The following is a 23,830-nucleotide window of genomic DNA, read 5'->3' on the forward strand; positions in this document are numbered from 1 at the left end:
CGTTTTTCATTCTCTGATGCCCCTGCGCGAGTTTGGCCCTTTCCTCAAGCGGCCCATTGCCCTAAAAGGCGCGCAATCTCGGCCCACTTGGACACAGGACAGAAGATGCAAGAGCCCGCAATCACACCCGATCTGATCGCCGCACACGGGCTCAAGCCCGAGGAATATGACATGATCCTCGAGATCATCGGGCGCGAGCCGACCTTCACCGAGCTTGGCATTTTCTCGGCCATGTGGAACGAGCACTGCTCCTACAAATCGTCCAAGAAGTGGCTGCGCACCCTGCCGACCTCTGGCCCTCAGGTGATCTGCGGCCCGGGTGAGAATGCGGGCGTGGTCGATATCGGCGATGGCCAAGCCGTGGTGTTCAAGATGGAAAGCCACAACCACCCCTCCTACATCGAACCGTATCAAGGCGCGGCGACTGGCGTGGGTGGTATCCTGCGTGATGTCTTCACCATGGGCGCGCGCCCGATTGCATCGATGAATGCGCTGTCCTTTGGCGAACCTGCCCACCACAAGACCCGTCAATTGGTGAATGGCGTGGTTGAAGGTATCGGCGGTTATGGCAACTGCTTTGGCGTACCTTGTGTCGGTGGCGAGGTTCGCTTCCACCCCGCATACAATGGCAACTGCCTGGTGAACGCGTTTGCCGCTGGTTTGGCCGACAGCGATAAGATCTTCTACTCGGCCGCATCCGGCGTCGGCATGCCCGTGGTGTATCTGGGCGCTAAAACCGGCCGTGACGGCGTGGGCGGTGCGACCATGGCCTCGGCCGAGTTTGACGATACCATCGAGGAAAAACGCCCCACGGTTCAGGTCGGCGACCCCTTCACCGAAAAACGTCTGATGGAAGCCACGCTTGAACTGATGCAGACCGGCGCCGTGATCTCGATCCAAGACATGGGGGCTGCGGGCCTAACCTGTTCGGCCGTTGAGATGGGTGACAAAGGTGGCCTTGGCGTGCGTCTCGATCTGGAAAACGTACCCCAGCGCGAAGAGAACATGACGGCATATGAGATGATGCTGTCGGAATCTCAGGAACGCATGCTGATGGTGCTGAAGCCCGAGCTCGAGGCCGAGGCCCGCGCTGTATTCGAGAAATGGGACCTTGATTTTGCAATCGTCGGCGAAACGATCGCCGAGGACCGCTTCCTGATCATGCACAATGGTGAGGTCAAAGCCGATCTGGTCCTGTCCAAACTGTCCTCGACCGCACCGGAATATGACCGTCCATGGGAGCCCACTCCCGCAGCCGACGAACTGGTCGAGGTGCCTCAGATTGACCCGATTGATGGTCTGCGCGCCCTGCTCGCCTCGCCCAACTACGCGGGTAAGCAATGGGTCTATGAGCAATATGACACCATGGTCATGGCCGACAGCACCCGCACTCCGGGTCTGGGCGCGGGAATGGTCCGCGTGCATGGCACAGACAAGGTGCTGGCCTTCACCAGCGACGTGACTCCGCGCTATGTCCGCGCCAACCCGGTTGAGGGCGGCAAGCAGGCGGTGGCTGAGGCCTATCGCAACCTGACCGCTGTTGGTGCCAAACCGCTGGCTACCACAGACAACCTGAACTTCGGCAATCCCGAAAAGCCCGAGATCATGGGGCAGTTCGTCGGCGCGATTCAAGGTATCGGTGCTGCAGTTGGCGCGCTGGACATGCCCATCGTGTCTGGCAATGTCTCGCTTTATAACGAGACAGACGGTCAGGCGATCCTGCCTACACCGACCATTGGCGCAGTTGGCTTGCTGGCACATTCAGACGACATCATCGGCAACGAAGTCCGCGAGGGTCATGTGGCGCTGGTGATCGGCGAAACCAAAGGTCATCTGGGTCAATCCGCACTGCTGGCCGAAGTGTTCAATCGCGAAGACGGTGACGCACCGCAGGTTGATCTGGACGCGGAAAAGCGTAACGGAGACTTCATCCGAGCCAATCGTCAGATGATCAAGGCCTGCACCGACTTGGGCGATGGCGGCCTTGCCTTGGCGGCCTTTGAACTGGCCGAAGCTGCAGGTGTTGGCGTCTGCCTCGACGATGCCGCGACCGAATTCCTGTTTGGCGAAGACCAGGCGCGCTATCTGGTGGCTTGCAACTTCGATCAGGCCGAGGCCCTGATGATTGCGGCCGGTCAGGCCGGTGTTCCACTGGTTTCGGTCGGTCGTTTCACCGGTGACTGCGTGAAGATCGGCAATTCCGAAGCTTCGCTGGCCGAGCTGATCGATACCTTCCGCAGCAGCTTTGCCGAGGCCGTCGCCTGATCGGCGCACCCTTCGACAGGTTCATATCAGCAAATCCTGTACGTAGCCCTACGTGCAGGATTTGCTGTTTTACCGCACCGCTCCCATCTTGCACGCTCCGGTGCATCGCTCTACATCTTGGGAAAGACCTTCAGGAGTGAACCTACATGCCGATGAGCGCCCACGAGATTGAAACTCTGCTACGCGAAAGCTTTCCCAATGCGGAAATCCAGGTTGGTGGCAGCGATGGCGTACACATGTCCGCCATGGTCGTGGACGAAAGCTTTCGAGGCAAGAACCGCGTCCAGCAGCAGCGCGCGGTCTATGCGGCCTTGAAAGGCAAGATGGACGGCCCAGATGGAGAGCTGCACGCATTGGCGCTGACCACTAAAGTACCGGAATGAAAACCACGTTTTGGGATCTTCTGTCGGCCATAGTTCGTCGGAGAGTACCGAAAACCGAAGGTAAGCCCCCGTTAGGCATGGAAGCAACGAATGTTGACCTTGTGAACAAGGTACAGGCCGAGAACGAACGATTAGAACGTATGAATGGGCGCGACTAGACGCCATTGACAAGGAAACGCGAAATGACCGACGTGAAAACCCAAATCGACGAAACCGTCAAAGCCAACGACGTGGTGCTGTACATGAAAGGTACCAAAGAAATGCCCCAGTGCGGGTTTTCTTCGCGTGTGGCGGGCGTGCTGAACTATATGGGCGTCGAATATGCCGATGTGAACGTTCTGGCAGATGAAGCGGTACGCCAGGGCATCAAGGACTATTCTGACTGGCCGACCGTGCCTCAGCTCTACGTCAAAGGCGAATTTGTCGGCGGTTGCGACATCATCACCGAGATGACGCTATCGGGCGAGCTGGACACTTTGTTCGATGAAAACGGCGTCGGCTACAACAAAGACGCCGCCGACAAGATCCGCGAAGCAAACGCCTGATTTATCGGCTGCTACAGTTCCTAAACAAGACCAGTTCGGGGGCTGTGCTGCCTTCGGCCTGATGGCTGATCGTGGCTTCCCACCCTTTGGATCGCAACGTGTAAGTTCCGTCCGCACCGACAGATTCATAGCGTATGCCTGACCCGCTTTCGGTTTGCTGCATCGCTATCAACTGGCCATCGATGACCATCGCGGCGGCACCAGTTCCATCCGCAGCGTTGAAGTAGGCCACTGGTACCTGCGTGGCGTTCTCACATGAGAACGTCACCGTGAGTATGTCGATCTCTGCCAACGCCGCTGGAGCCCAAAGCGATAGCGCACAGGCGCAAAGCGATACGCACTTCAGGCGTATCATACTGTTTTCTCTTCAATAACAGCCGCCAAAGCTTCTGCCCGCGCGGCCATTTCCGCCAGAGTATCCGTCACCGAAGGCGGTACCACCGCAACTTCGATCCGCTCTGGCTGAGGCTGAGGCATATTGCGCAGGCGGTTGAGCTCTGCCTCAACCTCGGCCAGTTTTGCTTCGGCCAGTTTCACGCGATCGTCCTGAGCTGCGGCCTTGTCGGCCAACATTAGGCCAGCCATCAGCAACATACGCGATTCAGGCATGCGCCCGATCTGATCCGACAGCACCTGCGCCTCATCGTCCAACAACTTGGCTGCGGCCTGCAGAAACGCTTCTTCCCCGTCCTGGCAAGAAACGTCAAAGCCGCGGCCACCGATATGAATGGTTACTTCGGGCATTATTCCACCTCTCCTTCAGCCAGTTTGGCGTGGGACAACAACGGCTCGAGCCGTGCGAGCACCGCATGCGCCTCAGCAGCGTCAGACGCCCGGGCAGCGCGGGTTGCTTCAAGCTCTGCCGCCGTCGCGCGGTTCAGCATTTCCGCATCAGCCACACCTTCTTCGGCGGCGGCCCGGAGTTCATCGACAACTGTACGCAATTGCTCGTTCGCGCCACGCAGTCGTTGAAGGTCATCATCCAACCGGGACATTGCCGCACCATGACTGGCGCGTTCCGCTCGCAGCATCTCAAGCTCAGCGTTGAGTTCGGTCAGGCGTTCGCTGTCAACAAGCTCAGCACGCAACTGGCTGAGTTCCGCTTCCATCTCTTCAGCACGATCCGCAATCGGCGTCAGTTGCTCGACTTCCGCGCGCAGAGACTCGGCCTCTTCAGCCGCCCCTTGATAGCCACTCAGCGTTTCAATTTCTGCCTTCAGAGCTGCAACCTCGTCGCTGTTCTCAAGCGCAGCCTTTGCATCTGCCAACTCGGCCCGTGCGGCCTCAACCGTGGCCAGCTTGGATGTGGCTTCGGCCAATTGTACGCGCAGCGTTTCCGTTTCGTCGCTCTGGGCCGGTTGAGCGCGCATGGCGTCGATTTCCTGCGCATGGCGTTCCTTGAGCGTTTTGATCCGCTCCTCCAATTGCGCATTCGCCAAACGCTCTTCTTCTAGTGCGGCGCGTATCGCGGCGTCATCACCCCCTGCCGGAGTAATATTTTGCAACGACTCGACACCGCTGCCGATCCGCTCCATCGCAGTTATGATACGGCGTTGTAGTTCTTCGATCTGGCTCATGCCCCTGTCACCTCTTTACCAAGGTTCTCTCTGTCGCGCGCCTGCCCGAATCAAGGGTGGCGGCTCTAACCCCTAGTCTAACGGAATGTGACAGAAAATACCCACTGTTTGGTTTCAAGCACTTGCGCAGCACACTTGAAGCGCCACACAAAGGTAACATCGGGTTCTGCTTGCACTTTGACAGGCGGATGATATTCAGCGCCCCATCTGTCCGTAACCCAAAGGAATAACGCCCGTGGACCTGACTGCGCTGCGCACTGCAAACCCCGAACACTGGGACAAAGCTGCGGCCATCCGCACCCTGACCCTTGACGCCGTCGCCGCCGCCAATTCCGGCCATTCCGGCATGCCGATGGGCATGGCCGATGTCGCAACAGTGCTGTTTGAAAAGCACCTGAAATTCGACGCATCCGCCCCGAACTGGCCTGACCGCGACCGCTTTATCCTGTCGGCAGGTCACGGCTCAATGCTGGTTTATTCGCTACTGTATCTCACCGGCCATGCCGATGTGACGCTGGACGAGATCAAGAACTTCCGCCAGCTGGGTGCAAAAACCGCCGGCCATCCCGAAAACTTCCTGATCGACGGGATCGAGACCACAACGGGCCCGCTGGGTCAGGGTATTTCGAATGCTGTTGGTTTCGCGATGGCAGAAGAGATTCAGCGCGCGCATTATGGCAAGAAAGTCGTCGATCACTATACCTATGTCATCGCTGGCGATGGCTGCCTGATGGAGGGCGTCAGCCAAGAGGCCATCACTCTGGCCGGTCGTCACGAACTCAGCAAACTGATCGTGTTCTGGGACAACAACAACATCACCATCGACGGCACCGTCGATATGGCCGACCGCACCGATCAGGTGCGCCGCTTTGCGGCCTCGGGCTGGCATGTCATCGAGATCGACGGCCATGACCCAAAGGCCATCGACGCCGCTATCGTTCAGGCCAAGAAGTCGAACAAACCGACCATGATTGCGTGCGAAAGCCATATCGCTCTGGGTCACGCAGCGCAGGACACTTCGAAAGGCCACGGTGCGCTGACGGATCAGGATCAGTTGCAAGCCGCGAAAGACGGCTACGGCTGGCCGCACGACGCGTTTGAGGTTCCGGCAAATGTCAAATCTGCATGGGAAGCCATCGGCGCACGCGGTGCTGCTGAGCGAGCAGCCTGGGAAGAGCGTTTTGCTCAGATCTCCGAGCGCAAGCAAGCCGAGTTCAACCGCGCCTACTTGTTCGAAGCCCCCAAGAAGCTGGCGGGCGCAATTCGCGCGTTCAAGAAACAGATGTCGGAAGACCAGCCTAAACTGGCGACCCGTGCCTCGTCGGAAAAGGTTCTGAACGTCGTTAACCCGATCATGACCGAAACCATTGGCGGCTCGGCTGACCTGACTGGCTCGAACAACACCAAGTCTGCGGATATGGGTGTGTTCCTGCCGGAAAACCGCAAGGGTCGCTACATCCACTATGGTATTCGTGAACACGGCATGGCCGCGGCGATGAACGGCATGGCACTACATGGCGGCATTCGTCCCTATGGCGGCACGTTCATGGCCTTCACCGACTATGCCCGTCCCTCGATGCGCCTAGCAGCGTTGATGAAAGTCCCGTCGGTCTTCGTGATGACCCATGACTCGATCGGTCTTGGCGAAGATGGCCCGACTCACCAGCCGGTCGAGCATCTTGCCATCTCGCGCGCGACGCCAAACACCTATGTGTTCCGCCCCGCTGATACGGTGGAAACGGCTGAGGCCTGGGAACTGGCGCTGACCTTCAAGGACAGCCCTTCGGTCCTGTCGCTGACCCGTCAAGGCGTGCCGACCGTGCGGACACAGCACAAAGGCAAGAACCTGACCGCACAAGGCGCCTATGTTCTGGCCGAGGCCGAAAGCAAACGTCAGGCCATACTGATCGCCACTGGCTCGGAGGTATCGCTGGCGATGGAAGCCAAAGCGACGCTCGAAGCCGAAGGCATCGGTACCCGCGTTGTATCCATGCCCTGCATGGAATTGTTCGCTGAGCAGGATGAAGCCTATCGCAAGCGCGTTCTGCCTGCGGGCGCAGTGCGCGTGGGCATCGAGGCCGCCGTCCGTGCCGGAGGCTGGGACCGCTGGCTGCTAGGCGAGCGCGGACGTGAGGCCAAGGCCGGTTTCATCGGCATGTCCAGCTTCGGCGCATCAGCCCCTGCCGGTGAGTTGTACAAGCATTTCGGCATCACTGCCGAGGCCACAGTTGCAAAGGTTAAAGAACTGCTGGGCTAGTTCCGCAGAACGTAACTACAAGGCCCCGGTCAACACCGGGGCCTTTTTTTGTTAGACGAAGATGATCACCGACTGCATGCCATCAACGACCAGATCGCCCTCGGTGTTCCACATCCGCATGACCTGAGAGCTGTAGCCGTCATGTCCGGCTGTCAGCTTATGTTCCATCAGCCACCAGCCATCACGGGTTTGAATGTCTTCGGACAACACATTGAATATCCAGTTCATTGACGAGTTGTTACCCGGTTTTTTCAACGTCGGAAATATTGCGGGTGGCAGCAGATCAGCGATGGCGATCAAGCCCTCGATCCGGCCCCGCATCTCGGCATCATTATGGCGCGCCCAGACTTTTACATATCCATGTTCAGCCCCAGCAAATGGCCGCGCACCTTCGATCAATCGAACATCAAAATTTTCCAGAAACGCGATGGGAAGCCTTGGCAGATTCGGTGGAAAATAGTGATCGGTCGCCTCTGGTAGCGTCTCTGCTTTCGCCGGAAGCGCAAACGCCACATGGCTGTCCTGCGCCTGCCCGAAAGTGAATGTCCCCAACGCGGCTGTTTTACCCTCAATCCTCGCCCGTGCACTGATCGTCGTGACATTCCGCCCTTTGCGAAGCACCTCGGTTTCGATCAGCGGAGGTGATCCTATGGGCGCGGTGAAATTGATCAGGGCCGAGCGCAAAGGTGGCAGATCGTCGACCGCATGTCTCGCTGCAGCCAGCAACAAGGCAGAAGAGAACCCGCCATATGTCGTGCGACCCTGCATCCAATTTGGCGGAACAGGAAACTGCAAATCCCCGTCAATGCGTTCTGAACTGCCAAGAACCTGGGAGAGGCTGAGTTTTGTCATGGATTTCACATTTGATGAGTTACGGCTGGACCATACTCTGCCCTTGCGGGCACGCCAGACGAAACCTCACGTCACATGATCTTGGTTTCAATGTCTTTTCGCCGAGCCCGAAAACGCGCTGATCGCCGGGGACAGAAACTTGGTTGCCAGGGGTATCAGAGCCAGCCCATAGGCCAGACCGAACACACCATCCATTGTCGCCTTGGCGATCCACTTTACCGCGCCGGCCCATTGCTCAGACACAATATGACTCGCTGCATAGGCCCAGTCGTAAATGAGATGACCCAGCCAGCCAAAGCCCAAAACCTCCATGCCGTGGATCATGATCGACCCGCCGACCCACAGCATCGCAGCGGTTCCGACGATTGACAAAACCTTCATGACAACGGGCATCGCCTTGACCAGACCCCTGCCCGTTCCGCGCCCAATCGGCGTCGGTGCGTTTTGCGCCAGATACAAACCGACATCATCCATCTTCACGATCAGTGCGACCGAGCCGTAGACCGCGACGGTCACGCCTATACCCACAACGGCCAGCGTCGCGGCTTGCATCCAGACGTTCGGAGCCTCAATGGCCGCCAAAGCGATGGTCATGATTTCAGCAGACAGGATGAAGTCGGTCTTGATCGCACCCTTCACCTTTTGCTCTTCCAGATGACCGGGATCGGGGTTTTTCATGTCCTCTTCGATCACCTTGCTCCCATGCGGGAACAGGACATGAAAAATCTTCTCAGCCCCCTCAAAGCACAGATAAGACCCCCCTATCATGAGCAGCGGCGTTATCAGCCATGGGGCAAAGTTTGCCAGCAGCAGCGCAACGGGCAGCAACAGAATGATCTTGTTGAAGATCGAACCCCGCGCGATCCGCCAGATGATCGGAAGTTCCCGCGCCGGAGCAAAACCCTGAACGTATTTGGGCGTCACTGCGGCGTCGTCGATGATTACACCAGCGGTCTTGGCCCCCGCCTTGCCGGCAGCAGCAACCACATCGTCAACCGAGGTTGCCGCGACCTTTGCAATGCCTGCCACGTCATCCAACAGGGCCAAAAGACCACTCATCGCGCTTCCTTTCCAATCGTCCGCTCGGATTGGACCCTACCTGATCCAACGGCTAGCGCAAGCGTTAGCGCAACCGGGTCAGGTTTGCGCTAACACCTTAAAAATATGCCAATTTTGCCCTTTTGGGATTCCACATTCGCGGCTATATGCGCAGCAACACAAGCGCATTTTGGAGACGTCGAATGACCATCAAGGTCGGTATCAATGGTTTTGGCCGCATTGGCCGCTGTACCCTGTCGCACATCGCCGCATCGGCGCGCAACGACATCGAAGTGATCAAAGTCAACGCCACCGGCCCGCTGGAAACCTCGGCGCATCTGCTGAAATACGACAGCGTCCACGGACGTTTCCCGCGTGAGGTCTCGATCGAAGGCAACACCATGGATCTGGGCCGCGGCCCGATGGAGATGTTTTCCACCTACGACATGAATGAGCTGGATTGGGAAGGCTGTGATGTCGTCTTGGAATGCACCGGCAAATTCAACGACGGCGTAAAGGCCAAGACCCACCTCGATCGTGGCGCGGGCAAAGTTCTGCTGTCGGCCCCTGGCAAGAATGTCGACAAAACTATCGTGTTCGGTGTGAACCACAACACGCTGACCGCGAATGACAACATGGTCTCGAACGGCTCCTGCACCACGAACTGCCTTGCTCCGCTTGCCAAGGTTCTGGACGAAGGCGTTGGCATCGAGCATGGCATCATGACCACCATCCACGCCTATACCGGCGACCAGCCGACACTCGACCGTCGCCACAGTGACCTCTATCGTGCTCGCGCGGCAGCCATGTCGATGATCCCGACCTCGACCGGTGCTGCGGCAGCACTGGGTGAGGTTCTGCCCAATCTGAAAGGCCGTCTGGATGGCTCAGCCATCCGCGTGCCCACCCCGAATGTTTCGGCCGTTGACCTGTCGTTCCGCGCGTCGCGCGACGTCACCGTTGAAGAGGTGAACGCCATCGTCGAAGAAGCCGCCAAAGGCCCGATGCAGCGCGTTCTGGGCTATGAGCCCGCGCCGCTGGTCTCGACCGATTTCAACCACACCGAAGAAAGCTCGATCTTCGCACCGGATCAGACCCGCGTGGTCGACAACCGAATGGTGCGTGTGTTGGCGTGGTATGACAACGAATGGGGCTTCTCGGTTCGTATGGCAGATGTCGCTGTTGCGATGGGCCGCCTTAACTGACCCTTCGCACATCGCTTGTACCCTTATGCCCGCTCAGGTTATCTGGGCGGGCATTTTCGTTCGGGGCACCCCATGACCAATCAAATCGCCATCTGGCTCGGAGTTCTCATTCTTGGCGGCCTGATGTTGGATGTGGCTTTGTTCGGAACCGAGCACATGCTCTTTCTCGGCAAGAAACTTTATGATTTCCTCGACTGGCTCGCCTTTTGGCGCTGACAGAGGTTTTGCTTGACTTTCGGCGCAATCTGTCATTGTTAGCGCTAACCATTCTTGGACGACATTCGGACGGAGCGCATCATGACACTCAAGCTGGCAATCAACGGATTTGGACGTATCGGACGCGGAGTTCTGCGCGCGGTGATGGAATCGGACCGTACCGATGTCGAAATCGTCGCAATCAACGATCTGGCTAAACCGGAAATGAACGCGCATCTGTTTGAATTCGACAGCGTTCATGGCCGCTATCCCAACCCGGTCACGCTCAGCGACGCTGGTCTGGACGTGGGCGCCGGCCCCATCCGGCTGACCAGCGAGCGCGACCCCGAAGCACTGGACTGGTCGGATGTGGATGTCGTTTTGGAATGCACAGGCGTCTTCCGCACCCGCGAGGCGGCTGAGCGGCACCTTAAAAACGGATCGAAGAAAGTTCTGATCTCGGCCCCTGCCCGTGGCGATGGCGGGGTGAAGACCGTAGTGTTCGGCGTCAACGATCACGAGCTGACTGCCGACGACATTGTTGTCTCCAACGCTTCTTGCACCACCAACTGCCTGTCACCTGTCGCAGCGGCTTTGGATGCGGGACTGGGCATCAAGCATGGCAACATGACCACCGTCCATGCCTATACGGCCAGCCAGCCGGTGCATGATACTGCAGGCAAGGATCCCTACCTGTCTCGAGCAGCAGCTCTGTCGATGATCCCAACCACGACCGGTGCAGCATCGGCCGTCGGGTTGGTCCTGCCTCAATTGGCCGGAAAGCTGACCGGGCAAGCAATCCGTGTGCCGACGCCAAATGTTTCGGTCGTCGATCTCGTGGCCGAAGTTTCTCGCCCAACCACCGAAGATGAGGTCAATGCCCTGTTCGTCGAAGCCGCGGCGAAGATTCCTAATGTATTGGCCGCCGAGACACGCCCACTGATCTCAATCGACTTCAATCACGACTCTCACAGCTCAACTGTATCCCTGGCGGAAACAAAAGTAACCGACGGAACCTTGGTTCGCGTACTTGCCTGGTATGACAATGAATGGGGTTTCTCGAACCGGATGCTGGACACCGCCACAGCGATGGGCGCTTTATCCTAAGCGCTCTCGCAGAGCAGCATTTACACGGGGCGTGACGAATTTCGACACGTCTCCGTCCAGCCGGGCGATTTCCTTCACCAGTTTCGAGGCAATCGCCTGATGCCGCGCTTCGGCCATCAAAAAGACCGTCTCAATCGAGTTGTCCAGCGCACGGTTCATTCCAACCATCTGGAATTCATACTCAAAATCCGCAACCGCCCGCAGACCACGCACAATGATCTGTGCCCCTACATCGCGGGCACAGTCAATCAGCAGGTTTTCGAAAGGATGCGCCACGATCTCGGTGCCGGTCTGTTCGGTGAGATGCGCGCATTCAGCCTCAATCATCGCCACGCGTTCTTCCAGTGAAAACAACGGCCCTTTGTCGCGATTGATTGCAACCCCGATTACAAGCTTGTCCACCAGAGCTGCGGCCCGACGGATGATATCGATATGACCCAAGGTGATCGGATCAAAGGTTCCAGGATATAATCCAACCCGCATCAGGCCCTCCTGCGCAATAATATTTCTGCGCTAGCAAACACATCTTTGCCGCAGGTGCAAGGGTCAGCTGTGCACCACGCGACCTCAGTGCCCCATAATCATGCCTTCAAGCGCGTCTTTTTCCATCGCAAGCTCAGCCAGTTGTGCCTTCACCGCATCGCCCAGCGTGACGATCCCGATCAGTTTGCCCTCTTCCACGACGGGCATGTGGCGAAACCGGCCTTCGGTCATGCGAGACAGAATGGCCTCAACCGTGTCCTGTCGCGTGGCCGTCACAAGGTCCTTGGTCATATAGGCGCTTACAGGCTTGCCGAGGCATCCGCTGCCGCTGGCTGCAAGTTCGCGCACAATATCACGTTCAGATAAAATGCCCGCCGCCGTCTGACCGCCGTCTTCGGAAATGACCACAGTACCAATCCGCTTGCTTGCCAGAATTTCGGCCGCCTGAGAGACCGTTGCTGATGGTTCGACCGTCACCACCTCGTCAGTGGCCTTGGATTTAAGAATGGCCTGAACAAGCATTAGCAAAACCTCCGGTATAACGTACTGTTTTCCAAAGCGTTGCCGGAATGTCTGAATGTGTCAAGGCGAAGCTTCCCGCTCAAGCCGCGCCACTTCGTCTCGCAGGCCACGAGTCAGGGCCTCGGCGAAGCGGTTCAACCGCTCATTGCGTTGGTCGCCCTGATGACGAACCAGATAGAACCCTCGGGTCAAACTTACCTGATCCGTCAGGATTTTCTGCAATCCCTTGTGAAACGGTAATGTGAAGTCATGTGCGACGCCGACACCCGAACCCAACGAGACCTGCCGCAGCTGCACCGACACTGAATTTGATGCAAGTGCGACACGCTCAATCCCAATATCGTTGAGATAGTCCAACTCACGATCAAAGATCATATCCGGGATATAGCCGATCATGCGATGATCACAGAGATCATTCACCGATCGGATTGGCGGATTGCGGTCGAGATAGGATTGAGCGGCAACGAGATGTAACTTGTAGTCCGTGATCTTCTGGACAAGCAATTTCCCGGCGGTCGGCGCACTAACTGTGATCGCCATATCGGCCTCGCGCCGGGACAGATTGATGATACGTGGAAGGGCCAGTATCTGGATATCCAGATCTGGATTGGCATCGCCGATCTTTGCGCAGACCTGCGGCAAAAGATAGTTGGCGCTGCCATCTGGCGCTCCGATGCGGATCTGACCACTTAACGATTTGGCCGAGCCGGACATGGCCCCCGCCGCTGCGCGCATCGCCTCTTCGGCCTGCTGCCCGTGATCCATCAACCGTTGGCCGGCAGTCGTCAGCACATATCCCTGCTGGGATTTCGTAAACAAAACCGCGTCCAATGCGGCTTCAAGCCGCGCAACCCGACGCCCCACCGTGGCCGGATCAATTTTGAGCACCCTGCCCGCCGCTGACAGGCTTTCCTCGCGTGCTACAGCCAGAAATACGCGCAGATCATCCCAGTTCGGTGTCATCTCGTACCCTTTGCATTTTTGCAAAACTGATTTGAAACATTGCCTCTGTTCAATGGATTTTCGCAAGCCTATTCTGCGCGCAACTTTGTTTGGAGGAGTTTGCGATGAACGACCTGACCCATTTCATCAATGGTGAAAATGTCGCCGGCACATCGGGCCGTTTCGACGATGTGTTTAACCCCGCCACGGGCGAGGTGCAGTATAAATGTCCGATGGCCAGTGCGGCTGAAACCACTGCAGCCATAGAACACGCTGCTGCTGCCCAGGTCGCTTGGGGGGCCACCAACCCGCAGAAGCGCGCGCGTGTGATGATGGCGATGGTTGGCCTGATGAACCGCGATATGGACAAGCTGGCAGAAGCGCTCAGCCGCGAACACGGCAAGACCCTGCCCGACGCCAAGGGCGATCTGCAGCGCGGTCTTGAGGTGATCGAATACTGCATCGGTGCGCCTCAGATGTTGAAAGGTGAATTCACCGACAGCGCGGGCCCAGGCATCGATATGTACTCGATGCGCCAGCCGCTGGGTGTTGTTGCATCGATCATGCCGTTCAACTTCCCTGCAATGATGCCGTTGTGGCATGTTGGTCCGGCGCTGGCCTGTGGCAATGCAGTTGTGCTGAAGCCGTCCGAGCGTGACCCCTCAGTCCCCTTGATGCTGGCAGAACTGTTCATCGAGGCCGGTCTGCCCAAAGGCGTGTTCCAGGTCGTGAATGGCGACAAAGAGGCCGTCGACACCCTGCTCGACAGCGAGATCATTCAGGGTGTTTCGTTCGTGGGCTCGACCCCGATCGCGCAGTATATCTATTCCCGTGCCACCGCCAACGGCAAGCGTGCGCAGTGCTTTGGTGGTGCCAAGAACCACATGATCGTCATGCCGGACGCCGATCTGGATCAAGCAGCTGACGCTCTGGTCGGAGCTGGATTTGGCGCTGCGGGCGAACGCTGCATGGCAATCTCGGTTGCCGTTCCGGTGGGTGAAGAAACCGCCGACGCGCTGATCGAGAAGTTGATCCCCCGCGTCGAAAAGCTGAAGGTTGGTCCCTATACGGCTGGCGATGATGTGGACATGGGTCCGGTTGTGACCGGAGCCGCGAAAGAACGCATTCTTGGCCTGATCAACTCCGGCGTCGAACAGGGCGCGAAGCTGGTTGTCGATAACCGCGACTTCAGTCTGCAGGGCTATGAAGACGGCTTCTTTGTCGGCCCGCACCTGTTCGACCACGTGACGCCTGACATGGATATCTACAAGCAGGAAATCTTTGGTCCGGTTCTGTCGACTGTCCGTGCCGGTTCTTATGAAGAGGCGCTGAAGCTGGCGATGGACCATGAATACGGCAACGGCACCGCGATCTTCACCCGTGACGGTGATACAGCGCGCGACTTTGCCAGCCGAGTGAACATTGGCATGGTCGGCATCAACGTCCCGATCCCGGTGCCGCTGGCCTATCACACCTTTGGCGGCTGGAAGAAATCCATGTTCGGCGACCTGAACCAGCATGGCCCGGACAGCTTCAAGTTCTATACCCGCACGAAAACCGTCACCTCGCGCTGGCCCTCGGGCATCAAGGAAGGCGGCGAGTTCAATTTCAAAGCGATGGACTGATCGCTTTTGTCGCTGCAACGCAAACCCGGCCATATTTGGCCGGGTTTTTCATTTCTTGGTCCAATTTCGCACCAAACCGCACCTCACAAGAAATTCAGCAGTGCCCCTCTGGAAAAACGAGGCAATCACCAATATTTTACCGCCAATTCGAATGCTCGAGCAGTTGATATTTCCGGAGGCAGCCTTGTCCCAAAATCGCATGAACCGCCGCTCAGCTCTGTTGGGGGTTGCATCACTGATTGCAACGCCCGCTTTGGTGCGCGCGCAAAGTCTGGACGCTTTCCCGCAGGATGAGGATGCGATCAGCACGCAGTTACCAGTGCGCCGCAACGTCTCGTCCTTTTCGCAGCAGGACTGGCAGGATCACTTCGATGAGCTGGGCGTAGGCTGTTTGCTAGCCGACATTACCAGCCGCGCGGTGCACTATTGGGGACCGGACGGAACGTACAGGCTCTACCCAAGCTCGGTGCCGATGAGCGAGGAACTGACCAAGCGCGGCTATACCGAGGTGGTGCGCAAGCGCGAAAACCCAAGCTGGACCCCGACCGCATCGATGCGTGAACGTGATCCATCGCTGCCCGTCCGTATGGAAGGTGGCGACCCGGGTAACCCGCTGGGTACCCGCGCGATGTACCTGTCCTGGCCCGCCTATCTGGTGCATGGCACCCATGATACGCGTAAAATCGGCCGGCAGAGCTCATCGGGTTGCATCGGCCTTTATAACCAGCATGTAGAAGAACTGTATCCGCTGGTGCAGGTCGGCACTCAGGTGCGCCTGCTGTAATCAGCTAACGCTTTCAACAAGAAGCCCCGGCCATTTGGACCGGGGCTTTGTGTTTAAAGAGGGTCTTGAAGGTTCACTCAGGCAGGATCACTTCGTCCACGACGTGAATAACGCCATTGCTCGCCTCGATATCAGCCTGGATAACTTCAGCCCCGTTCACCTTGACACCGTTCTTTGCGTTCACGCTCAGACGATCACCCTGGACCGTGAGCACCTTCGCGCGCTTGCCCGCGATGTCGCCGGACATCACTTTGGCGGGCACCACGTGATAGGTCAGGATCGACACCAATTGATCTTTGTTTTCGGGCAGAAGCAGCGTTTCCACCGTGCCTTCAGGCAATGCGGCAAAAGCCTCATCCGTGGGTGCAAAAACCGTAAACGGGCCATCGCCTTTCAGCGTGTCGACCAGACCTGCGGCCTGAACAGCAGCGACCAGAGTGTTGAATGACCCGGCAGAAACGGCGGTATCGACGATATCAGCAGCTTGCGCTTTGACCGGAAGTGTCAATGCGAGTGCGGCGGCGGCGCCCATGAATGTGCGGCGGAACATGGCTGTTAACTCCTCTCCAGCTTGTTATGGAGAGGGTTACGCGACACTACGGCGTCCGGATCACATCCGGGTCAATTTTCTTTGATCTGAACCCATATGCTTTGCGCCCGGCCATCCTTCAGGAACGGCAACGCCTCAACGGCTTCGGGGTGGTCCTGTTGCAGGTAGTACCCCGGCCAAAGCATTGAATATGCACCGGATTGCAGCAAGGCGTGCAGCATGTACTGCTCTCCCCACCCCGGGCAATCATAGAAAAACCGCTTGGGATATTCGTAGGGCAGAAAAACATCGTGAACATGGATCACAACGCCCGGTTTCAGCGTGGGAATGATCCGGCAGAATAGGTGCGCCACGTCATTGCTCATCCGAACAACGTGGCTGGAGTCGATGAACAAAACGTCCCCAGCTTCGAGTTGTTCGAACATCGCCGGGTCGACCTCTTCCAGCCGTTTCTGCTCAAAATGATCAACCACATGGGCGATATCGGCACGGGGATAGGGATCGATCGCGGTGATCTCGGTCTGCAATCCACCGTCGACAATCGCCTGTCGCGTGACGCGGGTCGAGTTGCCGCAACCTACCTCTATCACGCGCTTCGGCTGGAACCTGCGGATCATCAGATACAGCGCATCCGCATCCGGGCTGTCGTAATAGCCGTTCCCCAACCGATATCCGGTTTGATTACGTTCGGGGTCCTTCAACGCCTCAAGCGCCGCCTTGTGCTGCGCGTACTCCGCAACCAGCTGCGAGATGTCGAACTCCGCCATCCCCGGTGACAACGCATAGGCCGGGCGGGTCAGTCCCCCTGCCCGCTCAAACGCCTCAAGTCGCGCGCGTTCATCATTCTCGACAGATTTGTCGACCAGCTTTACCCCCAACTCATCAAGGGCTGCGTTGATCTGGGGAAATTTCCTGGGTTTCACGCGAAGCTCCACATTCGGTTCTGCCTGTTCCTTACCCGCGCCACCGGGGCATCCGCAAGAACCCTGCACGTCAAACCCTTGGCAAAACGGAAATTTCCGTATTCACTGATCTGAATTGACGAACGAGGGCCGCCATGCAGCAGGAATTTACGATCGGTATCGAAGAGGAATATCTGCTGGTCGACTGCGACAGTCTGCAGCTGGCCGAAGCCCCCGAAGCGTTGATGGAGGCCTGTCAGGCAGATTTCGAGGGTCAGGTCAGCCCCGAATTCCTGCAATGCCAGATCGAGGTCGGAACCCGCCCGCACGCGACAGTCAAAACAGCCCGAGAAGACCTGAAGCGCCTGCGATCCTGCGTTTCAAAACGTGCGGCAGAGTACAACCTGGCCCCCATCGCCGTTTCGTGCCACCCGTTCGCGAATTGGAAAGATCAGCATCACACGCGCAAAGAACGCTATGATGCCTTGCAGCACGCGCTTGGCGGCGTGGCGCGTCGTATGCTGATCTGTGGAATGCATGTGCATGTGGGGGTGCAGGATCAGGCGCTACGTGCTGATCTGATGCCGCAACTGTCTTACTTTCTACCCCACCTGTTGGCGTTGTCGACCTCATCACCCTATTGGAATGGCGAGGATACGGGCCTGTCCTCGTACCGGCTGACCGTATTCGACAATCTGCCCCGCACGGGTCTACCTCCTATTTTTGGCAGTTGGGGTGAATATGAACGGACAACAGGTGTTCTCGTCGAGCTGGGCGTGATCGAGGACACAACGAAAATCTGGTGGGATTTGCGCCCGTCACATCGTTTTCCGACGTTGGAAACCCGTATCATGGACGTGCAGCCCCGGTTGGAGCATACGCTATCTCTGGCCGCACTAGTACAGGCGCTGACCCGGATGTTATGCCGCCTGAAAGCCCGCAACCTACGGTGGCGACAGTACGATAAGTTCCTAATCGGCGAAAACCGCTGGCGCGCGCAACGCTATGGCGTGGGCGAAGGGTTGATCGATTTCGGCGACCGCGCGATCACGCCCATGGCTGATCTGATGGGTGAGTTGATGGGCATGCTGGCCGAAGATGCCGAGGCTTTGGGAACCATGACAGAACTCGCCCGCCTGCGTCAGATCGCCGAAAACGGCACTTCGGCCACGCGCCAGCGTCGTGCCTATGCCGAAGCCGTTGCGCGCGGAGAAGATCCGGGTATGGCCGTCGTGAAACACCTGATCGAGGAATTTCACGCGGACCTTTAGGCCTTAGGTCAGAGCCAAAATCTCTTTGATCCGATCCGCCACCGGCGCATAGAGATCGCGATCGGTCCAGTAGCCGTTGTGGGAAAACGGGTTCCACGAGGTAAAGATCTTGCCCGCGTTGATCGGCTTGTCCTTAAGGGCTCCACTATCAGACAATTGCTTGTAACGCGGCGCGCTTTTGCCCAGCGGAAAGCCCAGAACGTCATGCTTGTCGTAGTAGTTGTACCACCACGTCGGGAATTGCAGCGCCGCAGGCAGCGCGCTGTTGGGGGCCATGATGGGGAAAATATCGCTCTCGGGATAGGCAAACAGGAAAATCGGAATGTTGCACCCGAAGGTCACGAACCCGGCCACGGTTTTCATGTTCTCGACATCGGTCTGATGCACCGGCAAACCACCACCCGGCCGCATATGGCCTTGCATGTCGTAGATGTAGTTCGACATGATGTGCCCACCCAATGAATGGGCAAGGATCAGAACCGGACCATCAGGACCAACCTGATGTTTGACGACCCCCATCACATTCTCGATCTTTTGGTGGATGGCTTCATAGATTTTGTCCCCATCGTCCGGCGTCGGACGATAAGACGCTGCATCCGAGAGGTTGCACACCACAAACTCACGTAGCTTGTCATAACCCAGACTGCGATTGATCTTTTTCAGATAGTCTTTCTGCCGCCCCTGCAGGATCTGCGCCCAGACGACCTCATGCCAGATAACGTGGCTCATATCCGCGCCCACCCGGTTCGAGACGCGTCGTTTGAGGCCTTTTGAAAAGGTCGGGGTCGTGGATGCGGGCTGTCCCTGCGGTTTGTGCTGGCTGCCCATTCCGTGAATCACAATCACGGCCAGTTTGTGTGAGGCCATCAGAATACTCCAAGAAATTGATCCGTAGAATGCCCGCAGTATAGCGCAGCCCCCCATTTCCCCCAAACATGGCCGCAGCGTTTGCCGACGTTGAAAAATTTCTGTAAGGATTGAAGAATAAAACGCTCGTTCAATTCTGCAGAATACAGGGACCACAGCTATGGATTTCGCACTGACCGAAGAACAGACAGCCATCTTCGACATGGCCTATGCCTTTGGCCAAGACCATATCGCCCCATACGCGCGCCAGTGGGAAGCTGACGGCACCATCCCGAAAGAGCTTTGGCCCAAGATCGGAGAGCTTGGGTTCGGTGCCCTATACGTTTCTGAAGAAAGCGGCGGATCAGGGCTGAGCCGCCTGGATGCGACCTTGGTGTTCGAGGCGTTGTCGATGGCTTGCCCCTCGGTCGCGGCGTTCCTGTCGATCCACAATATGTGTGCCAAGATGCTGGACAGCTTTGCCAGCGATGAACTGAAATCCAGGATCATGCCGGGCATTCTCAGCCTTGAAACGGTTCTCAGCTATTGCCTGACAGAACCCGGTTCGGGGTCGGACGCAGCCGCCCTGAAAACCCGCGCTGAACGAACCAATGAAGGCTATACCCTGAACGGCTCCAAAGCCTTCATCTCGGGTGGCGGTTATTCGGACGCTTATGTCTGCATGGTCCGCACTGGCGAAGATGGCCCCAAGGGAATTTCGACAGTCTACGTCGAAGACGGAACCTCTGGCCTCAGTTTTGGGGCATTAGAACAGAAGATGGGCTGGAAGAGCCAACCCACGGCGCAGGTTCAGTTTGATGACTGCAAAATCCCCTCCGGCAATTTGGTTGGCGCAGAAGGCGACGGTTTCAAATACGCCATGATGGGACTTGACGGCGGGCGATTGAACATCGCGTCGTGTTCGTTGGGGGCCGCTCAGAACGGGCTGGATATGACCCTGCAATACATGTCCGAACGCAAGGCCTTCGGTCAGTCCATTGATCAGTTCCAGGCCCTGCAATTCCGCCTTGCGGATATGGAGATCGAATTGCAGGCCGCCCGCACCTTTCTGCGGCAGGCTGCGTGGAAACTGGATCAGGGCGCGCCCGACGCCACCAAGTTCTGCGCCATGGCGAAGAAATTCGTGACCGAGACGGGATCGAAGGTAGTGGACCAGTGCCTGCAGCTGCATGGCGGCTACGGCTATCTTGCGGATTATGGCATCGAAAAGCTTGTGCGTGATCTGCGCGTGCATCAGATACTTGAGGGTACGAACGAGATCATGCGCGTCATCGTCGCGCGCCAGATGCTTGCCAACCGCTGAGGACCTTATGGCTGACATTGACATCCGCACCGTGGGGCGCGCCGGGCGCATTACTCTGACACGTCCAAAAGCCTTGAATGCGATGAGCTATGAGATGTGCATGGCCATCGACACCGCCCTGCGTAACTGGCGTGAGGATGATGCAGTCGACCTGATCATCTTTGATGCCGAAGGCGATAAAGCATTCTGCGCCGGCGGCGACATTGCCGACCTTTATGCCACCGGAACCAAGGGAGATTACGACTACGGCCGCACATTCTGGCGCGACGAATACCGACTGAACGCGATGATTTTTGAGTATCCCAAACCGGTGATCAGCTTCCTGCAGGGTTTCACCATGGGGGGCGGTGTGGGCATCGGTTGCCATGGTAGTCATCGCATCGTTGGCGAAAGCTCAAAGATATCAATGCCGGAATGCTCGATCGGCCTTATCCCGGATGTGGGCGGCTCGCTGATGCTGGCTCTGGCCCCTGGGCGTCTGGGTGAATATCTGGGCACAACCGGCCATCGCATGGGCCCCGCAGATGCCATATATGCGGGCTTTGCCGATCACTTCATTCCGCAAGACCGTTGGCCGGACCTTATCGAACTCCTGGAGGCTTCAGGCCGCGCGAACGTCATCGAAGAGCACGTTGATACACCACCCGAGGGAACACTGGCCGATATACAACCGCAGATCGATGCCTTCTTCGACGGTGAAAGCCTGACCGATATTCTGAATGGTCTACGCAGCGACGGCAAAGAATTTTCGACGAAAATTCTCGACGGCCTCAAACGGAATTCTCCGATTTCGATGGCCTGTACTGTCGAAATGCTGCATCGGCTGCGCGGAGCAAACCTAACGATGCGTAGGGCTTTGGATATGGAGTATCGCTTTACTTATCGCGCGATGGAGCACGGTGATTTTCTGGAAGGCATCCGCGCGCAGATCATTGACAAGGATCGCAACCCGCGCTGGCAATTTGCCGATATGAACGTACCTGCAGTAGCGGTCGCAAACATGCTGCAGCCTTTGGGCGAAAGCGCGCTGAGTTTTTCGGAGGAATAAGAGATGAAAATTGCATTCATTGGACTGGGCAACATGGGCGCTCCGATGGCGGCGAATCTGGCGGCTGCCGGGCATGATGTGGTCGGCTTCGATCAGGCCGATGTGACCGTTGAGGGCGTGACCATGGCCTCATCTGGGGCCGAAGCCGCTGCAACCGCAGAAGCTGTCATCACAATGCTGCCCAACGGGCAGATCCTGCGGGCGGTTACGGACGAGGTCATCCCGGCGATGACCCAAGGTGCGGTACTCATCGATTGCTCAACCGTAGATGTCGACAGCGCGCGCGCCGTGGCACAGCAGGCTTCCGATGCAGGTCTTCGGGCCGTTGATGCGCCTGTATCCGGCGGGATCGGTGGGGCGGCTGCAGGAACCTTGACCTTCATGGCCGGCGGTTCTGACGACGCCTTTGCCAAGGCTGCCCCCCTGTTCGACATCATGGGTCAGAAAGCGGTCCACTGTGGTGAGGCCGGTGCCGGTCAAGCCGCCAAGATCTGCAACAACATGATCCTTGGCGTTACCATGATAGCCACCTGCGAGGCCTTTGCGCTGGCCGATAAGCTCGGGCTGGACCGGCAGAAGATGTTTGACGTGGTCAGCACCTCATCTGGCTATAGCTGGACGATGAATGCCTATTGCCCCGCACCCGGTGTCGGGCCGCAAAGCCCGGCAGACAATGACTATCAACCCGGCTTCGCGGCTGAGCTGATGCTCAAGGACTTGCGGCTAAGCCAACAGGCGGCGGACAGCGCCGATGCTGACACGCCAATGGGACAGGTCGCCACCGCTCTGTATGAGCAGTTTGTCGAACAGGAAAACGGTCTGGGCCGCGACTTCAGCGCGATGCTACCTCGGTTCGAAACGCGCGGCCGAAAGTAAGATCTCGGCGGTGTTTTGCCCAACGGATTGAAAGCCATTGGGCACGCCACCATCTGGATGATACAGGCACAGCCAAAAGGCCGAAGGACCGTATCATGACGAAATTTCTGGTAACGACTGCGACACTTACAGCGCTGGCCTTGGCCCCTGGCGTGGCTATCGCCAAAAACAAAGGCGGGCATTGCCCGCCGGGCCTGGCCAAGAAATCCGTGCCATGCGTTCCTCCGGGGCAGGCCAAAAAAATCTATCGCAATGGAGAGTTCATCGCGCGGGATTACCGTTGGATTGACAATCCCTATCGGTATGGTCTGAACCGCAACGATTACTACCTGCGCGCAGGGGATTATGTATATCGTGTTGATCCCGAAACACGCAAAGTTCTGAACCTGATTGGCGCCGTGGTCGACATCCTGAACTGAACCCCGGCACCAAGGGGGTTCGATGTAACTCTGTCCCGAAGTTTTTCGAAACAGCCATAAATTACACAACTATAGGGATAATTCCCAAATTTTGACGCAATTTTACGTCAGCAAGTTCCTCATTGTTGTGAGGATTATGCATGAGTAACGACGGCGCGATTTTTCAGTTTCGAGGCCCGTGGAATGTCCCGATAGAATTTCATCAAAGCCTGATCCTTTTGGTCTTGATCATCGTAGGATTCAGCTTTGATCCTGAAACTTTGCCTTACGCATTGGGGTTTGTGGCCATTCTTCTGGGCTCCATCCTGCTGCATGAGTTAGGGCACGCCTGGGGGTGTCTGGTGCAGGATGTGCCGGTCAAACGCATCGTGTTGTATGGAGGTGGCGGGTATTGTGAGCACCGCCGCTCAACCACTTCTTACGAAGACGAATTGATCGTAGCCATGGGCCCAATCGTGAATCTTACGCTATGGGCTTCGTGCTCGTTACTGGAACCATTCGTCACTTCACCAAATCTTTCGTGGATCCTGACGGTAACGGCAGACCTGAATCTCTGGCTGGCATTCTTCAACCTGCTGCCCCTTATGCCATTGGATGGCGGGCGTTTGTTTCACGCCGTGCTGCACCGCTTCTTACCGCCCCGTGCAGCAACGCGCATTGCCGGGTTTGTCGGGTTGATCGGAGTGTTTTTGTGGGTACCGCTGATGGTCTTTGCCTATGTCAGCTTCGGTTTCGTCTTTTTGTTTTTCCCGCCGATTCTTCGCCATTGGCATATGGCGCGATACGCACAATATTAATCCCTGATTGGCCACAG

Annotated in this window: 26 protein-coding genes; 15 read left to right on the plus strand and 11 right to left on the minus strand. The window is 57.4% G+C overall.

Features of this window, described 5'->3' with window-relative positions; genetic code table 11:
- Positions 1-105: 105 nt before the first annotated feature.
- From purL to grxD, 3 genes are all read left to right on the plus strand, one after another.
- Positions 106-2,265, plus strand: a complete 2,160-nt coding sequence (gene purL, locus ACR0NF_RS04705; protein ID WP_480777846.1) for a phosphoribosylformylglycinamidine synthase subunit PurL — start codon at positions 106-108, stop codon at positions 2,263-2,265.
- 146 nt (positions 2,266-2,411) lie between these two features.
- A complete protein-coding gene (locus ACR0NF_RS04710; protein WP_039530494.1) occupies positions 2,412-2,648 on the plus strand; it encodes a BolA/IbaG family iron-sulfur metabolism protein in 237 nt (78 codons plus the stop codon).
- Between the two features lie 182 nt (positions 2,649-2,830).
- Positions 2,831-3,193: a Grx4 family monothiol glutaredoxin gene (gene grxD / locus ACR0NF_RS04715; protein WP_170536938.1), complete on the plus strand. Its 363-nt coding sequence runs from the start codon at positions 2,831-2,833 to the stop codon at positions 3,191-3,193.
- 1 nt (position 3,194) lies between these two features.
- Here grxD and ACR0NF_RS04720 read toward each other — a convergent pair whose 3' ends face one another.
- The 3 genes from ACR0NF_RS04720 to ACR0NF_RS04730 are packed head-to-tail and all read right to left on the minus strand — an operon-like array spanning position 3,195 to position 4,770.
- A complete protein-coding gene (locus ACR0NF_RS04720) occupies positions 3,195-3,548 on the minus strand; it encodes an MliC family protein (protein WP_480657798.1) in 354 nt (117 codons plus the stop codon).
- Entirely contained in the window at positions 3,545-3,937 is a 393-nt protein-coding gene (locus tag ACR0NF_RS04725) for a cell division protein ZapA (RefSeq protein ID WP_480469912.1), read from the minus strand. The genes ACR0NF_RS04720 and ACR0NF_RS04725 overlap by 4 nt, the downstream gene beginning before the upstream one ends.
- Positions 3,937-4,770, minus strand: a complete 834-nt coding sequence (locus tag ACR0NF_RS04730; RefSeq protein WP_480777847.1) for a hypothetical protein — start codon at positions 4,768-4,770, stop codon at positions 3,937-3,939. The genes ACR0NF_RS04725 and ACR0NF_RS04730 overlap by 1 nt, the downstream gene beginning before the upstream one ends.
- A gap of 235 nt (positions 4,771-5,005) precedes the next feature.
- Between ACR0NF_RS04730 and tkt the strand changes: the two genes are divergently transcribed.
- Positions 5,006-7,027: a transketolase gene (gene tkt / locus ACR0NF_RS04735; protein WP_480666976.1), complete on the plus strand. Its 2,022-nt coding sequence runs from the start codon at positions 5,006-5,008 to the stop codon at positions 7,025-7,027.
- A 51-nt stretch (positions 7,028-7,078) separates the two neighbouring features.
- On the opposite strand, the gene ACR0NF_RS04740 is transcribed toward tkt, so the two are convergent.
- Positions 7,079-7,879: a thioesterase family protein gene (locus ACR0NF_RS04740; protein ID WP_480657804.1), complete on the minus strand. Its 801-nt coding sequence runs from the start codon at positions 7,877-7,879 to the stop codon at positions 7,079-7,081.
- A gap of 87 nt (positions 7,880-7,966) precedes the next feature.
- Complete coding sequence (locus ACR0NF_RS04745; protein ID WP_480469916.1) at positions 7,967-8,938, minus strand: DUF808 domain-containing protein; 972 nt, start codon at positions 8,936-8,938, stop codon at positions 7,967-7,969.
- A 182-nt stretch (positions 8,939-9,120) separates the two neighbouring features.
- Between ACR0NF_RS04745 and gap (ACR0NF_RS04750) the strand changes: the two genes are divergently transcribed.
- The 3 genes from gap (ACR0NF_RS04750) (at position 9,121) to gap (ACR0NF_RS04760) (ending at position 11,424) form a co-directional block, all read left to right on the plus strand.
- The gene (gene gap / locus ACR0NF_RS04750) at positions 9,121-10,122 is read left to right on the plus strand and encodes a type I glyceraldehyde-3-phosphate dehydrogenase (protein WP_480469917.1); all 1,002 of its coding nucleotides are present in this window, start codon (positions 9,121-9,123) and stop codon (positions 10,120-10,122) included.
- A 72-nt stretch (positions 10,123-10,194) separates the two neighbouring features.
- Positions 10,195-10,338 carry a hypothetical protein gene (locus ACR0NF_RS04755; RefSeq protein WP_480469918.1) on the plus strand — a complete coding sequence of 48 codons (144 nt, stop codon included), beginning with the start codon at positions 10,195-10,197 and terminating at the stop codon, positions 10,336-10,338.
- Positions 10,339-10,419: 81 nt separating this feature from the next.
- The gene (gap, locus tag ACR0NF_RS04760; protein WP_480777848.1) at positions 10,420-11,424 is read left to right on the plus strand and encodes a type I glyceraldehyde-3-phosphate dehydrogenase; all 1,005 of its coding nucleotides are present in this window, start codon (positions 10,420-10,422) and stop codon (positions 11,422-11,424) included.
- Here gap (ACR0NF_RS04760) and coaD read toward each other — a convergent pair.
- The 3 genes from coaD to ACR0NF_RS04775 all read right to left on the minus strand — a co-directional run bounded on the left by coaD (position 11,416) and on the right by ACR0NF_RS04775 (position 13,392).
- Positions 11,416-11,907: a pantetheine-phosphate adenylyltransferase gene (gene coaD / locus ACR0NF_RS04765; RefSeq protein ID WP_480469920.1), complete on the minus strand. Its 492-nt coding sequence runs from the start codon at positions 11,905-11,907 to the stop codon at positions 11,416-11,418. The two genes, gap (ACR0NF_RS04760) and coaD, sit on opposite strands and share 9 nt — an antisense overlap.
- Before the next feature lie 84 nt (positions 11,908-11,991).
- Complete coding sequence (locus ACR0NF_RS04770) at positions 11,992-12,429, minus strand: CBS domain-containing protein (RefSeq protein ID WP_480469921.1); 438 nt, start codon at positions 12,427-12,429, stop codon at positions 11,992-11,994.
- Between the two features lie 60 nt (positions 12,430-12,489).
- Positions 12,490-13,392, minus strand: coding sequence for a LysR family transcriptional regulator (locus ACR0NF_RS04775; protein ID WP_480777849.1), 903 nt, complete (start codon positions 13,390-13,392; stop codon positions 12,490-12,492).
- A 104-nt stretch (positions 13,393-13,496) separates the two neighbouring features.
- On the opposite strand from ACR0NF_RS04775, the gene ACR0NF_RS04780 reads away from it, so the two are divergent.
- Positions 13,497-14,996 (plus strand): CoA-acylating methylmalonate-semialdehyde dehydrogenase, encoded by a 1,500-nt coding sequence (locus ACR0NF_RS04780; RefSeq protein WP_480657808.1) that lies wholly within the window; start codon positions 13,497-13,499, stop codon positions 14,994-14,996.
- 199 nt (positions 14,997-15,195) lie between these two features.
- Positions 15,196-15,780, plus strand: coding sequence for a L,D-transpeptidase (locus ACR0NF_RS04785; RefSeq protein ID WP_480469924.1), 585 nt, complete (start codon positions 15,196-15,198; stop codon positions 15,778-15,780).
- Between the two features lie 73 nt (positions 15,781-15,853).
- On the opposite strand, the gene ACR0NF_RS04790 is transcribed toward ACR0NF_RS04785, so the two are convergent.
- On the minus strand, positions 15,854-16,330 hold the full coding sequence (locus ACR0NF_RS04790) for a fasciclin domain-containing protein (RefSeq protein ID WP_480777850.1): 477 nt from the start codon (positions 16,328-16,330) through the stop codon (positions 15,854-15,856).
- 71 nt (positions 16,331-16,401) lie between these two features.
- Positions 16,402-17,253, minus strand: coding sequence for a class I SAM-dependent methyltransferase (locus ACR0NF_RS04795; protein ID WP_480777851.1), 852 nt, complete (start codon positions 17,251-17,253; stop codon positions 16,402-16,404).
- 134 nt (positions 17,254-17,387) lie between these two features.
- Here ACR0NF_RS04795 and ACR0NF_RS04800 point away from each other — a divergent pair, with 134 nt between their 5' ends.
- The gene (locus ACR0NF_RS04800; RefSeq protein ID WP_480657811.1) at positions 17,388-18,503 is read left to right on the plus strand and encodes a carboxylate-amine ligase; all 1,116 of its coding nucleotides are present in this window, start codon (positions 17,388-17,390) and stop codon (positions 18,501-18,503) included.
- Positions 18,504-18,506: 3 nt separating this feature from the next.
- Here the strand turns inward: ACR0NF_RS04800 and ACR0NF_RS04805 are convergent, their stop codons facing one another.
- Complete coding sequence (locus ACR0NF_RS04805) at positions 18,507-19,370, minus strand: hypothetical protein (RefSeq protein WP_480469928.1); 864 nt, start codon at positions 19,368-19,370, stop codon at positions 18,507-18,509.
- A 160-nt stretch (positions 19,371-19,530) separates the two neighbouring features.
- Between ACR0NF_RS04805 and ACR0NF_RS04810 the strand changes: the two genes are divergently transcribed.
- The 5 genes from ACR0NF_RS04810 to ACR0NF_RS04830 all read left to right on the plus strand — a co-directional run bounded on the left by ACR0NF_RS04810 (position 19,531) and on the right by ACR0NF_RS04830 (position 23,813).
- On the plus strand, positions 19,531-20,673 hold the full coding sequence (locus ACR0NF_RS04810; protein WP_480777852.1) for an acyl-CoA dehydrogenase family protein: 1,143 nt from the start codon (positions 19,531-19,533) through the stop codon (positions 20,671-20,673).
- Between the two features lie 7 nt (positions 20,674-20,680).
- Positions 20,681-21,721 carry an enoyl-CoA hydratase/isomerase family protein gene (locus ACR0NF_RS04815; protein ID WP_480469930.1) on the plus strand — a complete coding sequence of 347 codons (1,041 nt, stop codon included), beginning with the start codon at positions 20,681-20,683 and terminating at the stop codon, positions 21,719-21,721.
- Between the two features lie 3 nt (positions 21,722-21,724).
- Positions 21,725-22,597, plus strand: coding sequence for a 3-hydroxyisobutyrate dehydrogenase (mmsB, locus tag ACR0NF_RS04820; protein WP_480777853.1), 873 nt, complete (start codon positions 21,725-21,727; stop codon positions 22,595-22,597).
- Between the two features lie 95 nt (positions 22,598-22,692).
- Positions 22,693-23,016 (plus strand): hypothetical protein, encoded by a 324-nt coding sequence (locus ACR0NF_RS04825; protein ID WP_480777854.1) that lies wholly within the window; start codon positions 22,693-22,695, stop codon positions 23,014-23,016.
- Positions 23,017-23,156: 140 nt separating this feature from the next.
- Positions 23,157-23,813 (plus strand): site-2 protease family protein, encoded by a 657-nt coding sequence (locus tag ACR0NF_RS04830; RefSeq protein WP_480777855.1) that lies wholly within the window; start codon positions 23,157-23,159, stop codon positions 23,811-23,813.
- Positions 23,814-23,830 lie beyond the last annotated feature (17 nt).

The organism is Ruegeria sp. CF4, assembly GCF_056537345.1.